This window comes from Photorhabdus africana, from assembly GCF_035181445.1.
In the GTDB taxonomy this organism is placed as follows: domain Bacteria; phylum Pseudomonadota; class Gammaproteobacteria; order Enterobacterales; family Enterobacteriaceae; genus Photorhabdus; species Photorhabdus laumondii.
Genome location: NZ_JAXBVE010000002.1, coordinates 97,957 through 111,212, shown reverse-complemented (window position 1 = coordinate 111,212; position 13,256 = coordinate 97,957). Strand labels below are relative to the sequence as shown.

The window sequence follows — 13,256 nt, the reverse complement described above, 5'->3', positions numbered from 1 at the left end:
TGAGCGAGTGCAGCCAACAAAGAGGCGACTTGAAGGATAACGGGTATAAGTGAAAGTAATGGTATTTAATGATCGTAACTTATTATTGTTAATTTAAAGAGAGGAAGGAGAATGATGAAATTTTTTATTAAAAATTTCCTATTATATTTAAAGTAATTAATTATTATGTATAACAGCCACTGAGGATACTATGAATAGTTACTACGATTATATAAGAATTGCCAGTATGGTGAGTATGGTCTTAATTATGCCGGGACCGACAAATACTCTTTTGGTATCATCTGGATATTCACATGGTTTTATTAGTACACTCAGGCTGATATTAGCTGAGGCATTGGGTTATATAACAGCAATTAGTTTGTGGGGGTTATTTTTATCTACAGTCTCTTATGCTTTCGTATGGGCACTGGTCGTCTTAAAGATGTGTGCTTCGACATACATTGCTTATCTGGCTTTTAAAGTTTGGCATTTCTCATTAGACAAGAACGTAGCAAAAATCCATTTTATCACGGTATTATTTGCCACATTGCTGAATCCTAAGGCTTTTGTGTTTGCTACATATATATTTCCTCTTACTGCATTTACTTTGTGGTCAGAATACATTCCATGCATGACGGTTTTTGTTTGTGCGTTATTACCCGTTTCCCTGATTTGGGTGGGAGTCGGGAAAATGTTATATGTAGGAAAGTTGGGAAAAGGAATTTTAAAACCCGATTTGTTTTATCGTTTTGCTTCTTTAGTGTTATGTGTTTTCTCTGTTTCAATGTTTTACACGTCAATGAAAGGTGTTTTATATCTTTGACGTAATCGGATGTTCGATATTGCGACCTCCCGACTGATTGGCTTTTTCATTAATAGTCTTATTAAGCTAATAGTGGTTGAAGGTAGCCTGGATTGTATGGAGTTTCCTTAATTGTAGCTGGGTAAATACCATGATCATGTTAAGCAACGCAAAAAATTCAATACATGGTATTTACCCGCTATGAATAAAAAAATATTTACCTCAATGAGTTGCTGAATCTTGTTTTGAATGGGATAAGGATTAATTGATAATCCGATTGATTTTTGTTGTACAGAATTGAGTAAAGCGGATACTTTAACTGAAAGTTTTGTTCCCTCTGAGCCGTTCTTATCACTGATACTTAAGTGATAAGAACGGCTCATGATCCCTACTTGGTAAGGAATAGGGAATGATTTCATCAGCAGTCTCTTTCCTCAAAGTGATGGCGAAAAAGGCGATGCTGGAGGGGGTTCAATCGAATAGCTTTGCTCACTGTTGGCGAATACAGTTGCCATTGTTTTAGCAATTTCATATTCGCCAATAATGACGTGGCTAGCTCCACGCTCTGTGATATAGGTAACTTCATCGTCATAGTCGGCTCGGACGATAATATTAATATCCGGGCGGGCTTCTCTTGCGCTGGCGACAATTTCACCCGCTTCATAGCCATTAGGAATTGTTAGTAATAGGGCGTGAGCGCAATCCAAGCGTGCCAGTGACATAATATCTTTGCTGGCGGCGTTACCCATGACGGCACTGATACCTTGTTCACCAAGTTCTTCAAATTTGGCTCTGGTGTTTTCAATAACAACCAGAGGGACCTCTTTTTCCTGCAAGCGTTGGCATAACAAACTGCCTATACGCCCGTAGCCGACAACAATAGTGTGACCACAGATATCAACAGGAATTTGCGTCTCTTCTTCCAGCGTTTCTTCCAGCAACTGTTCCTCAATAGTTTCTGTTTTTTCCAGATAGCGATCCAACAAGCTAAAAAGAACCGGGTTTAGCATGATAGAAACAATTGCGCCAGCCAGAACAAGGTTACGGGCATTGCCATCAAGCAGGCCGAGTGCAACTCCAAGACCGGCCAGAATAAAGGCAAATTCACCAATTTGTGCCAGACTGACTGAAATCGTCAATGCGGTGCGGCGTGAGTGGCCGAACATTTTTACGAGTAACATTGCAGCGGCGGACTTACCAATAATAATGATTGCCAACGTTGCCAGTATCGATAGAGGCTGCTGAATGAGGACCATTGGGTCGAACAGCATGCCAACAGAAACGAAGAACAATACGGCGAAAGCATCTCTGAGTGGCAGTGTATCTTGGGCGGCACGGTGGCTTAGTTCTGATTCGTTTAGTACCATACCGGCGAAGAACGCCCCTAGTGCGAATGAGGCATCAAACAGAGCAACGGCACCGTAGGCGACACCCAAGGCGATAACCAGCACGGCAAGGGTAAATAGTTCCCTGGAGCCGGTACTGGCGGTTTTTGCCAGTACCCACGGGATTAGACGGCGGCCGACAACAATCATTAGCAGGATAAAAGCGATAACTTTGCCGACTGTCATGGCAAGTTCCATAATTAGCTGCCCGATATTGGCTTCCTTATTACCAAGAATACCGGCAGCCGCGGGCAGTAATACCAGAGTCAGCACCATCGCCAGATCTTCGACAATCAGCCAGCCGATAGCTATTTGACCTCGTTGGCTATCGATCAGTTGGCGCTCTTCTAGCGCTCGTAACAGAACAACGGTACTGGCGGTTGATAGACAGAGACCAAAGACGATACCGCTAAATAATTCCCAATCCAGTATTGCTGATAGCCCTACTCCGAGTAGTGTCGCGACCAGTATTTGTGCGATAGCACCGGGGATAGCAATGGATTTTACGGCTAGCAGATCTTTGAGTGAAAAATGCAGTCCAACACCAAACATCAATAAGATGACGCCAATTTCTGCCAGTTCGGGGGCCAGTGATGCATCAGCGACAAAACCAGGAGTGAAAGGACCAGCGAGTACTCCCGCAGTAAGGTAACCAACCAGCGGTGAGATTTTCAGGCGTTGTGCCAGCATACCAAGCAAATAAGCGATAAAGAACCCGCCAACGAGAGTGGTGATAAGTGGTGTCGAGTGCTCCATTAAGACTCCTTCTTGCTGAGGCTAGTAAATAGCATAGTGAAGAGGTAGGTGTAACTGTATTTTATAGATAATTCGAGGTAAATTCGCTAAAAAAATGAATAAAACATCAAAAAATATAGATTGAAAGGATTAAATTACCCGTAACAGGTATTTGTGTTGCTCTATTTGAATATTTATTAGGTAAATAAGCACTATTCCCACATAAAAAATAACTTTTATGTGGGGTTGCATGGTGATTTTCCTAGTTCTTATCTTCTATATTAGGTAATAAAGCGGTAAATATGCCAAGTAACGGCAGAAAAGCACAAATCTGATAAACCAGTTCAATACTTGTTCTGTCCGCAATATCACCAAGTACCGCTGCGCCAATACCTCCCATCCCAAAAGCCAGCCCGAAAAACAGGCCGGATACCATCCCGGTTTTACCTGGAATAAGTTCCTGAGCGTATACCAGGATTGCAGAGAACGCAGATGCCAGAACCACACCAATAATCACTGATAGAATACTTGTCCAGTACAGAGAAGCGTAAGGCAGAGCTAATGTAAAAGGTGCAACTCCAAGGATAGATATCCAGATAACATACTTTCTGCCGATCCTGTCACCAAGCGGTCCACCAATAATGGTTCCTGCTGCAACTGCGAATAAAAAAATAAACAGATGAAACTGGGCGCTTTGTACGGAAATGCCAAATTTTTGTATTAAGTAAAAAGTATAATAGCTACTGATGCTGGTGAGATAAAAATATTTGGAAAATATTAAAATTAGCAAAATAACCAAGGAACCTATCACGGTTTTTCTTGATAAAACTTTAATGGCTGGGCCAGTTTTAGCTTGATTTTTCTTGATGTAATTCTGAGTGTTATACCATTTACTGATCTGTAACAGCACGATGATACCCAGTAATGCCGCCAGAGAGAACCAGCCAACGTTGCCTCTGCCATAAGGAGCAATAAACAGAGCGGCTAGCAAAGGCCCAAGGGAGCTGCCAAAATTACCGCCGACTTGAAAAAGAGATTGAGCGAGTCCGTGGCGACCACCGGATGCCATACGTGCTACGCGCGACGATTCCGGGTGGAATACTGAAGAGCCTGTTCCAATTAATGCAGATGCTAATAGAATTAACGGGAAATTGTTGGCATAGGCCAGCAGTAATAGACCGGATAAGGTGAAACTCATCCCAACAGGTAATGAATAGGGTTGTGGATGTTTATCAGTATAGAGACCTATCAGTGGTTGTAATAAAGAGGCGGTAATCTGATAGGTCAGGGTGATCATACCGATTTGCATAAAACTTAGGTTGAATTCTAATTGTAGTAAAGGATAAATTGCCAGAATCAGTGATTGGATCATATCGTTCAATAAGTGTGAAACACTGATTGCCCCAAGAATAGTAAAAACGGTATTCCTGGTTTTTTTGGGGTGAGATGGAACTATGGTGGTATTGCTTTGTTCGCTCATATTAGCTGCCAACCTGTCTTAATCAATAGTCAGTATATTGGTTATTTGTTGAATTTTAATACATATTAGGCAGAGAGTTGATTTTTTACTATCTTGGATATAGTTTTATAGTACACTCGAAAAGACGAAACAAAACATATTCTATACCCAATGGATTTCAAGATGCATCGCGGCGGCAAAGGAGCGAATCCCCAGGAGCATAGCAAACTATGTGACCGGGGTGAGTGAGTGCAGCCAACAAAGAAGCAACTTGAAAGATGACGGGTATAAATATCTAATGACTGCATAGCATACATAACCTGTCTCAAGAAATGATCAATTTATCCCGCCTTGTTAGCTTTAAAAGCTGTTTTTGCATGGCAATTCACTAAAAAAAACATGGAGATATACCATGAAACTCTCGTTCAAGACCTCAGCTTGTGCTTTGGTTGTATCTATAGCACTACTTCCAGCAATTGCAAATGCATGGGAGAAGGATAAAACCTATAACATTACCATTTTGCATACCAATGACCATCATGGTCATTTTTGGCATAACGATTATGGTGAGTATGGTTTAGCCGCGCAAAAAACGGTAGTTGATGAAATCCGTCAGGAGGTCGTGAAAAAAGGGGGGAGTGTGTTACTACTTTCCGGCGGAGATATTAATACTGGTGTACCAGAGTCTGATCTGCAAAATGCCGAACCTGATTTTAAAGGCATGAACTTGGTGGGCTATGATGCAATGGCGTTGGGTAACCATGAGTTTGATAATCCTCTGTCAATACTGCGTCAACAGGAAAAATGGGCAACTTTTCCATTTCTGGCTGCCAATATTTACCAAACAAGCACTGGCAAACGTTTGTTCAAACCTTATACCATTTTCGATAAACAGGGTGTGAAAATTGCAGTTATTGGCCTGACGACTGATGATACGGCGAAAATCGGTAACCCGGCTAATTTTCCTGATGTTGAGTTTCGTGTTCCTGCGACAGAAGCCAAAATGGTTGTTGAAGAACTAAAGAGAGATGAAAAGCCAGATGTGATTATTGCCGCAACCCATATGGGGCACTATAACAACGGTAATCATGGTTCTAATGCACCGGGTGATGTTGAAATGGCTCGCAGTTTGCCTGCGGGCTATCTGGATATGATTGTCGGTGGTCACTCACAAGATCCGGTCTGTATGTCTGCGGAAAATAAAAATTATAAGCAGATTGATTATGTGCCAGGAACCCCATGTTCGCCGGATCGTCAGAATGGTACTTGGATTGTTCAGGCTCATGAGTGGGGTAAATATGTTGGTCGTGCTGATTTTCAATTTCGTAATGGTGAATTGAAGCTGACTCACTATCAGTTGATCCCTATTAACCTCAAAAAGAAAGTGCAGAAGGAAGGTGGTTCTACTGAACGTGCTTACTACACTCATGAAATTGCACAAAACCCGGATATGTTAAAGTTGCTGATGCCTTATCAAGATAAAGGTGATAAACAGCTTAATGTAAAAGTGGGTTCTATTGAGGGTAAATTGGCGGGGGATCGCAGCAAAGTTCGTTTTGTTCAGACTAATATGGCTCATGTTGTTCTTTCTGCCATGATGGAACGCGCGGATGCTGATTTTGCGATTATGAGTGGTGGTGGTATTCGCGATTCGATTGAATCAGGTGATATCACTTATAAAGATGTGTTGAAAGTGCATCCATTTGCCAACACATTGGTTTACGTTGATATGAAAGGCAATGAAGTCAAACAATATCTGGCGTCGATTGCTAATATGAAAGTTGACTCTGGTGCTTATGCACAGTTTGTGAATGTTAGCCTGATTGCTGATGGTAAAGGTGTTAAAGAGGTAAAAATCGGTGGAAAGCCACTAGATCTGAATAAAACTTACCGCATGGCAATGCTTGACTTTAATGCTATTGGTGGTGATGGCTATCCACGTGTTGATAATTATCCAACCTATGTCAACACCGGTTTTGTTGATGCAGAAGTTTTGAAAGACTATATCGAGAAGCATTCACCACTGAAAGCGGCTGATTATGAGCCAAGAGGTGAAATTGTTTATCAATAATCTTTGACAAGGTGATGAATCGGAAGGGCTGCCAATTTGGCGGCCCTTTTTAGGCTGATATTAAACTTTTGCTATATCGGCAAAAGTGCCATTCAGTAAATTACGTAGTTCAGACGGCGCCAATTCAATATCTAGCCCTCGTTTACCACCAGAGACAAATATAGTTGGGAACTGTTGCGCTTGGTTATCAATAACTGTTGGTAAGTGTTTTTTCTGTCCTAGTGGACTGATTCCGCCGACGAGATACCCTGTCACTTTCTGGGCGATTTGGGGATCAGCCATTTCTACTTTTTTGACTTTAAAAACTTTGGCGACCTTTTTTAAATCCAGTTCACCTGAAACGGGAGTGACGGCTACCACCAAATTTTTAGCCTCACCATTAAGCGCAACCAGCAAAGTTTTAAATACCTGCTTGGCATTGAGTCTTAATTTCCTCACTGCTTCATCACCAAAGTTATGTTCATTTGTGTCGTGTTCATAGGTATGAAGAGTAAAGCTAACTTTCTGTTTTTCTAACAAAATGATCGCAGGTGTCATAATTTCATTACATAGGGTAATTTTATAATTAAGGATAACGGATGAAATAGAAGGATGGAATTGATATTCTAGCTATGGCTCTGTTGCTTGTATACAAACAGGTAATATCCCGCACTTAATAAGAACAACGAAAATGACAGATTATTCCTCATATGATTGGCCAATATTATTATAGCAATGTATGTAATATTGGCCTTTTTTTAATCCGGTTCTTCTGCCAGCATCTGGGGCAAATTCCCTTCACCATACAGATGCAAAACGCCAACAGCGATAAGGTATTGACCGGCAGGTAATTCCCGTAAACGCTTATTCCATCGTTTATTACGTTCAGTCATCAATAGTTGGTATATCTCTTTACTAAAAGTTGTTGGTAAAGCATGCTCTTGCTGTTCAGGTTGATAATCCATCCACCAATTGATCATGGTTTGTAAAGCACGGGCATTTGCGTGCCAATGGGTTAATGTATCTTCCAATAGTGGCAGGCCGTTATTGGGAATTTGATTAAGTAAATTAATTTGTGATTCAGTACCTTCTAGTTCAATGATCGTTTTCCCTTGAGCTTTGGCTGCATTCAGGAGCTGATAATCGATACCGTATTGGGGATGTAATCCAAGGTTTTGTGCTTGTCCAGCTTGTAAAATTAAAGCGATTTGCCATGAGGGCAATAGATTGAGGAATTCTTCTTGCTGTTGGATTTCATTGCAACAGTCCTGAAAATTCTGATACATCTCATCAGAAGATAAACGTTGTTCGATACGGTGATATGATTGAAACTCATCATGAAATGGGGAGTCTGCCTGAGTAATATCTGCTTCCACGATTAATGTATCGGATTGATTAAGTTGTTCTATCAATATTTCTGAAAGTGGGAACATATTTTTCGTACCCATGTGAATACTGCCTACTAGATGCAAATGTCTATCATCTGCCAGTGTAATGTCGTGAGCGGGGTAGGGATAACGGTGGGAAGACTTTATTCCCAAGATATTGGTAAGGTGTTTAATCAGTCGTCCCATTTTAGCTCCGGTTTAGCATTTATTCTTTAAACTAGCTATTTTTCTAGGTTAATATTACAACTGTATCTCTATCCATTTCTATTGAATGTTCTTTGACTACTATTCAGTATACAAGGAGATTTTACTTGACCGCTGTATTTACTTTTCTAGTTCTTTGAAAATGGTAACTAGGGGTTTGTTATGTCAGATATTTATGAGCTGGTAACATTGATTCCTAAAGGTCAGATCACGTTACCTTGGTTCATCCGTCAGGTATTGAGTGTTGATACCGGTAGCACATTGGTATTTGAGTTGCGTAATGGTGAGGTTGTTGTGACTAATGTAAGCGTTGAATACGAAGACCAGTTAATTGGGGCATTCCTTGACTTGCTGTCTGCCGACATTCAGGTCGGGTACCATGTGAGTGATTTACCTAAGGAATTGGACGAGGCTATGCAGCACAATACGGGGCACGTTATCGATCTGAATGAAAACATTGTCGGAGATGTGATGATTTGATGCAGTAACGTGGATGGACATTGCTATATGAAAAAGTGCTGGGGTAGAAGTGTAAAATGCGATCATGGATATGCATTTTTACGATTCACCCCAACATCATTAAAGCAGACTTATTTCTTTAGTGATTCAGAACTTAGGCTTAAACCTCAGTAATCGATTTGCATTACTCACTACCGTAATTGAAGAGAGCGCCATTGCCGTACCTGCGACTACCGGATCTAACAGGGTTCCAGTAAAGGGATAGAGCACACCAGCGGCGATCGGAATCCCCAATGTGTTGTAGATAAATGCGCCTAATAGGTTCTGTTTCATATTGCGCAGAGTGCCTTTGGATAGCTCAACCGCATCAGCCACGCCATGTAAACTATGGCGCATCAGCGTTATTGCGGCGGTTTCAATGGCGATATCGCTACCACCACCCATTGCAATGCCCACATCAGCCTGCGCTAGGGCAGGAGCATCGTTAATACCATCCCCCACCATAGCCACCTTGCGACCTGCTGCTTGCAGTTTCTGAATTGCCTCAGCTTTGCCATCAGGTAATACACCTGCAATCACTTGATCAATACCTGCTTCTTTTGCAATCGCATTAGCAGTAGCCGGGTTATCACCGGTCAGCATCACTAAACGGTAGCCTTGGCGATGTAAGCGCTGCAATGCAGTGATGGTATCTTCACGCAGTGGATCGCGAATTGATAGCACTGCCGCCGCTTGACCTCCTGCTGCCAGAAGAACCGGTGTGATGCCTTGTTCTGCCTGTTGAGCAATCAGCGATTTTAATTCTTGCGTATCAACCTGATTTTGTTCTAGCCAGGCTTGATTACCTAGCAACAAGGTTGTGCCATTCACTTCACCACGGATACCTAGCCCTGCCTGAGTGCGGAATTGTTCAACTTGCGGCAATGCCAAGCTTGTGGTTTTGGCAAGAATGGCTTTAGCTAATGGATGGTTAGAACCTTTTTCCAGTGCACCCGCCCAACGCAATACTTCTTGTTCACTATACCCATTGAAAGTATGGATATCAGTCACTTGAGGCATACCTTCCGTCAGCGTACCGGTTTTATCGAAAACAAGGGTATCCAATGTGCTAGCTTGTTGCAGCGCATCGGCATCCCGAACCAGTACCCCGAATTCTGCTGCTCGGCCGACACCAGAGATAATTGACATCGGGGTCGCCAGCCCGAGGGCACAGGGGCAGGCAATAATCAACACAGTGGTAATAATGACCAATGAATACATAATCTGTGGTGCTGGCCCAACGAAATACCAAATAGCACCGGCAATCAGGGCAATCGCGACAACGACGGGAACAAATACCGCGGAAATTTTATCTGCTAACTGACCGATTTCGGGCTTACTACTTTGTGCCTGGCGGACCAGTTTAATAATTCGTGCTAATGTTGTCTGGCTGCCAACTGCGGCGGCAGTAAACAGCACCGTACCGTCTTGCACTGTCGTACCGGCATGAATGTTATCACCTGTGGATTTTTGTTGTGGAATCGGCTCACCGGTGAGCATTGCCTCATCTATCCAAACTTCACCTTGAATGATTTCACCATCAACGGGAACACGATCACCGGTTGTCAGACGTAACGTCATGCCGGATTTGACATCAGCCAGCGGTATCTCTTTTTCGCCATCATCTGTCACCACACGGGCAGTCGGTGGTGTCAGATCCAGCAGACGCTCCAGTGCTTTTGAGGAACGCTGACGGGCACGTTGTTCCAGAGCATGCCCCAAGTTTATCAGACCGATAATCATCGCGCTGGCTTCATAATAGAGATGACGGGCTTGCGGTGGAAAAATATCTGGCCATAGGTTGACACTGATGGAGTAAAACCAGGCAGCACCCGTTCCCAATGCCACTAATGTGTCCATTGTGGCACTGCCGTTTTTCAGGCTTTGCCACGCATTGCGATAGAAGTGACCACCGGCAAAAATCATCACGGCAAGCGTGATAACGCCAATAGTCAGCCAGATATGACGGTTTTCTGGTGTGAGCATCATATTATCGCCCATCATGCCCCACACCATCACGGGAATACCGACAACTAAGGCTAATGCTGACTGCCAACGGAAACGGCGCATATTAGCGTCAGAAACTTGTTGCTGGCGTTCACGCCGTTCAGTTTCGTCCTGAATCAGTTCTGCGCCATACCCGGCTTTTTCTACGGCTTTAATCAGTGCCTCCGGTGAGGCACTACCGGTAATTAGAGCGCTGCGTTCAGCAAGATTCACTCTGGCATTTTCCACGCCATTAACGCTTTGTAATGCTTTCTGAACTTTATTTACACAGCTAGCGCAAGTCATGCCATCCAACAGCAACTGGATGCTCTCATCGCTATCACTCACAACGGATACGTCAGTTTTTTCGACCGGAACAGAGGAGGTTGCCGCTGCCAAAGGTTCCGGTCTGTTTGAAGCAGGTAATGTCAGCGGCTCAGATTTTGGGGAGTTTCGACCAGAAGCGAGTTTTGCTTGATAACCTGCCTGCTCAACAGCGGCAATCAGGGTAGCGACATCGGCTTTACCGTAAACTTTAGCTGTTTCGGTATTCACCTCTGCGGCGATAACGCCATCTACGGCTTCCAGCGCTTTGCGTGTCGTACCTGCACAATGCATGCAACTCAGTCCAGAGAGTGTCAATTCAACATCGGGTTGGCTGGCAATCATCGCATCGTAACCGGCTGCTTGAATTGTTTCGATTAATGATTCAGCAGAGGCTTTACCGATGATTTTGGCATAATCAATCGTAATATCCGCCTGTTCCACATCTGTACGATTTGCTAGTGCCTTTTTCACACTGTTAACACAGTGCATACAGGAGAGTCCCTGCAAGGTTAAAATAGTTGTGTGTGACATAAAAAAACTCCTAACATATAGTGATGACACTTGTGTGATAATTGATGATGAATATCTACACAGTTCAAGTGAATTTCTGACTTGTTGCGAAGGTTAAACCTTCCCTCAAGGGTAAGGTCAAGGGGAAAAAATGAACATTAGTGAGATTGCCCAAAAAACCGGTCTTACCAGCAAAGCTATCCGGTTTTATGAAGAAAAAGATCTGATTACACCGCCGGAAAGGGGGGATAACGGTTACCGTTATTATCAGCAGAAACATATTGATGAACTAACGCTGTTGCGTCAGGCAAAACAGGTAGGTTTTACGCTTGATGAATGCCGTGAGTTTTTAGTGTTATTTCGCAATCCCAATCGTCATAGTGCTGATGTAAAAGCGGCAACATTGCATAAAGTGGTTGAAATAGAAAAGGCGATTGAAGAGTTGCAGAAAATAAGAAGTAAATTGTTATCTTTGGCGGAAGAGTGTCCTGGAGATGACGGGGCTGTATGCCCCATCATAGATCATTTATCGGGTTGTTGCTCTCATCACTGAGAACTGATCGGTTTTACTTTCAGGGTAATGCCATCAACAGCGATCACTTCTACTTCGGTATGGGCTGGTAGTTCACTATCACAGTGAACTCGCCAACTTCCATCAGCCAGTTTGACCCGGCTGTAACCATTTTCAGTATCTGTAGTCAGTTTTGCTCGGATACCGATGAGCTGGTGGTCTTTCTGGTTCAGGGTATCGCCGCCTTTTGATGGGCGGCGACGTAACCAGTAGCGCCATAGCATTGCAGAAAGCAGCGTCAGAGTGGCAAACAAAATGCCTTGCCATTCCCAATCTATTCCTGGTAGCAGCCAGGTGACAAACGCAACAACGATAGCGGCTATACCCGTCCATAACAGATAGCCGCCAGTTCCCAGAAGCTCTGCAATTAACAGTAAGCCGCCGAAAGAGAACCAGAGCCAAGGGGTTTGCGCCGCAATCTGTGCAATCATGGTTATTTACCTTTTTTGCTTTCGCCAATCAATTCAGCAATACCGCCAATCGCCCCCATTAGGTTGCTCGCTTCCAGAGGCATCATAATGACTTTGCTGTTACCGGAAGCGCCAATACTGGTCAGTGCATCCGTATATTTCTGGGCGACAAAGTAATTAATTGCCTGCATGTTACCGTCAGAGATCGCATCGGACACCATTTTAGTTGCGCGAGCTTCCGCTTCGGCGGCACGTTCACGTGCTTCTGCCTGAAGAAATGCCGATTGACGTTCCCCTTCTGCTTTCAGAATTTGAGACTGTTTTTCTCCTTCTGCTTTCAGAATAGCCGCCTGACGGATACCTTCAGCTTCCAGAATATCAGCACGTTTTGTACGTTCTGCTTTCATCTGGGCGTTCATGGCGGAGATCAACTCTTTTGGTGGACGCACATCACGGATTTCAATACGGGTAATTTTCACCCCCCAAGGGTTAGTGGCTTCGTCAACAATATGCAATAGACGGCTGTTGATGGAATCACGCTGTGACAGCATTTCATCCAGTTCCATTGAACCCAAAACGGTACGGAAGTTGGTCATCGTCAGATTGATGATGGATAGCTCAAGGTTGCTGACTTCATAAGCAGCTCGAACAGGATCGACAACCTGAATAAAGCAGACCGCATCAATGGTAACGTTAGCGTTATCGCGGGAAATCACTTCCTGTGAAGGAATATCCAACACTTGTTCCATCATGTTAATTTTACGGCCAATGCGATCGATAAAAGGGACGATAATATGCAAACCCGGTAATAAAGTTCGGGTATAACGGCCGAAACGTTCTACCGTCCATTGATAGCCTTGTGGCACTGTTTTTACGCAAGTAAAGACAATAACCACCGCAATAAATATCAGAATGGGTACGGCACCAAAAGCGAATAAATCCATAGCAATTC

The 13,256-nt window shown here is 43.4% G+C and carries 12 protein-coding genes; 4 read left to right on the top strand and 8 right to left on the bottom strand.

Annotated features, from left to right (window positions below; translation table 11 throughout):
• Positions 1 to 190 precede the first annotated feature (190 nt).
• Positions 191 to 802 carry a LysE family translocator gene (locus tag SLS51_RS01605; protein ID WP_323834883.1) on the top strand — a complete coding sequence of 204 codons (612 nt, stop codon included), beginning with the start codon at positions 191 to 193 and terminating at the stop codon, positions 800 to 802.
• Between the two features lie 134 nt (positions 803 to 936).
• Here SLS51_RS01605 and SLS51_RS01600 read toward each other — a convergent pair whose 3' ends face one another.
• The 3 genes from SLS51_RS01600 to SLS51_RS01590 form a co-directional block, all read right to left on the bottom strand.
• Positions 937 to 1,200 (bottom strand): hypothetical protein, encoded by a 264-nt coding sequence (locus SLS51_RS01600; protein WP_323834881.1) that lies wholly within the window; start codon positions 1,198 to 1,200, stop codon positions 937 to 939.
• Between the two features lie 15 nt (positions 1,201 to 1,215).
• Entirely contained in the window at positions 1,216 to 2,922 is a 1,707-nt protein-coding gene (gene ybaL / locus SLS51_RS01595; protein WP_323834879.1) for a YbaL family putative K(+) efflux transporter, read from the bottom strand.
• Between the two features lie 241 nt (positions 2,923 to 3,163).
• Positions 3,164 to 4,381: an MFS transporter gene (locus SLS51_RS01590; protein WP_323834878.1), complete on the bottom strand. Its 1,218-nt coding sequence runs from the start codon at positions 4,379 to 4,381 to the stop codon at positions 3,164 to 3,166.
• A 391-nt stretch (positions 4,382 to 4,772) separates the two neighbouring features.
• On the opposite strand from SLS51_RS01590, the gene ushA reads away from it, so the two are divergent.
• Positions 4,773 to 6,431 carry a bifunctional UDP-sugar hydrolase/5'-nucleotidase UshA gene (gene ushA / locus SLS51_RS01585; protein WP_323834876.1) on the top strand — a complete coding sequence of 553 codons (1,659 nt, stop codon included), beginning with the start codon at positions 4,773 to 4,775 and terminating at the stop codon, positions 6,429 to 6,431.
• Between the two features lie 60 nt (positions 6,432 to 6,491).
• Here the strand turns inward: ushA and ybaK are convergent, their stop codons facing one another.
• Together ybaK and SLS51_RS01575 are read right to left on the bottom strand one after the other, a co-directional pair.
• Positions 6,492 to 6,968 (bottom strand): Cys-tRNA(Pro)/Cys-tRNA(Cys) deacylase YbaK, encoded by a 477-nt coding sequence (gene ybaK / locus SLS51_RS01580; RefSeq protein ID WP_323834874.1) that lies wholly within the window; start codon positions 6,966 to 6,968, stop codon positions 6,492 to 6,494.
• Positions 6,969 to 7,168: 200 nt separating this feature from the next.
• Positions 7,169 to 7,984: a TraB/GumN family protein gene (locus tag SLS51_RS01575; RefSeq protein ID WP_323834872.1), complete on the bottom strand. Its 816-nt coding sequence runs from the start codon at positions 7,982 to 7,984 to the stop codon at positions 7,169 to 7,171.
• Between the two features lie 180 nt (positions 7,985 to 8,164).
• On the opposite strand from SLS51_RS01575, the gene SLS51_RS01570 reads away from it, so the two are divergent.
• Entirely contained in the window at positions 8,165 to 8,482 is a 318-nt protein-coding gene (locus tag SLS51_RS01570; protein ID WP_011147964.1) for a type II toxin-antitoxin system PrlF family antitoxin, read from the top strand.
• 126 nt (positions 8,483 to 8,608) lie between these two features.
• On the opposite strand, the gene copA is transcribed toward SLS51_RS01570, so the two are convergent.
• A complete protein-coding gene (gene copA, locus SLS51_RS01565) occupies positions 8,609 to 11,344 on the bottom strand; it encodes a copper-exporting P-type ATPase CopA (protein WP_323834869.1) in 2,736 nt (911 codons plus the stop codon).
• Between the two features lie 130 nt (positions 11,345 to 11,474).
• Between copA and cueR the strand changes: the two genes are divergently transcribed.
• Positions 11,475 to 11,876, top strand: a complete 402-nt coding sequence (gene cueR / locus SLS51_RS01560) for a Cu(I)-responsive transcriptional regulator (RefSeq protein ID WP_323834867.1) — start codon at positions 11,475 to 11,477, stop codon at positions 11,874 to 11,876.
• Here the strand turns inward: cueR and SLS51_RS01555 are convergent.
• Together SLS51_RS01555 and SLS51_RS01550 are read right to left on the bottom strand one after the other, a co-directional pair.
• The gene (locus SLS51_RS01555) at positions 11,870 to 12,325 is read right to left on the bottom strand and encodes an NfeD family protein (RefSeq protein WP_323834865.1); all 456 of its coding nucleotides are present in this window, start codon (positions 12,323 to 12,325) and stop codon (positions 11,870 to 11,872) included. The genes cueR and SLS51_RS01555 overlap by 7 nt on opposite strands.
• Positions 12,326 to 12,327: 2 nt before the next feature.
• Positions 12,328 to 13,248, bottom strand: coding sequence for an SPFH domain-containing protein (locus SLS51_RS01550; protein WP_323834863.1), 921 nt, complete (start codon positions 13,246 to 13,248; stop codon positions 12,328 to 12,330).
• Positions 13,249 to 13,256: the final 8 nt, after the last annotated feature.

Coding starts and splice junctions, on each gene's coding strand:
- SLS51_RS01605 (WP_323834883.1), top strand. CDS start 191: ATGAATAGTTACTACGATTATATAAGAATTGCCAGTATGGTGAGTATG.
- SLS51_RS01600 (WP_323834881.1), bottom strand. CDS start 1,200: ATGAAATCATTCCCTATTCCTTACCAAGTAGGGATCATGAGCCGTTCT.
- ybaL (WP_323834879.1), bottom strand. CDS start 2,922: ATGGAGCACTCGACACCACTTATCACCACTCTCGTTGGCGGGTTCTTT.
- SLS51_RS01590 (WP_323834878.1), bottom strand. CDS start 4,381: ATGAGCGAACAAAGCAATACCACCATAGTTCCATCTCACCCCAAAAAA.
- ushA (WP_323834876.1), top strand. CDS start 4,773: ATGAAACTCTCGTTCAAGACCTCAGCTTGTGCTTTGGTTGTATCTATA.
- ybaK (WP_323834874.1), bottom strand. CDS start 6,968: ATGACACCTGCGATCATTTTGTTAGAAAAACAGAAAGTTAGCTTTACT.
- SLS51_RS01575 (WP_323834872.1), bottom strand. CDS start 7,984: ATGGGACGACTGATTAAACACCTTACCAATATCTTGGGAATAAAGTCT.
- SLS51_RS01570 (WP_011147964.1), top strand. CDS start 8,165: ATGTCAGATATTTATGAGCTGGTAACATTGATTCCTAAAGGTCAGATC.
- copA (WP_323834869.1), bottom strand. CDS start 11,344: ATGTCACACACAACTATTTTAACCTTGCAGGGACTCTCCTGTATGCAC.
- cueR (WP_323834867.1), top strand. CDS start 11,475: ATGAACATTAGTGAGATTGCCCAAAAAACCGGTCTTACCAGCAAAGCT.
- SLS51_RS01555 (WP_323834865.1), bottom strand. CDS start 12,325: ATGATTGCACAGATTGCGGCGCAAACCCCTTGGCTCTGGTTCTCTTTC.
- SLS51_RS01550 (WP_323834863.1), bottom strand. CDS start 13,248: ATGGATTTATTCGCTTTTGGTGCCGTACCCATTCTGATATTTATTGCG.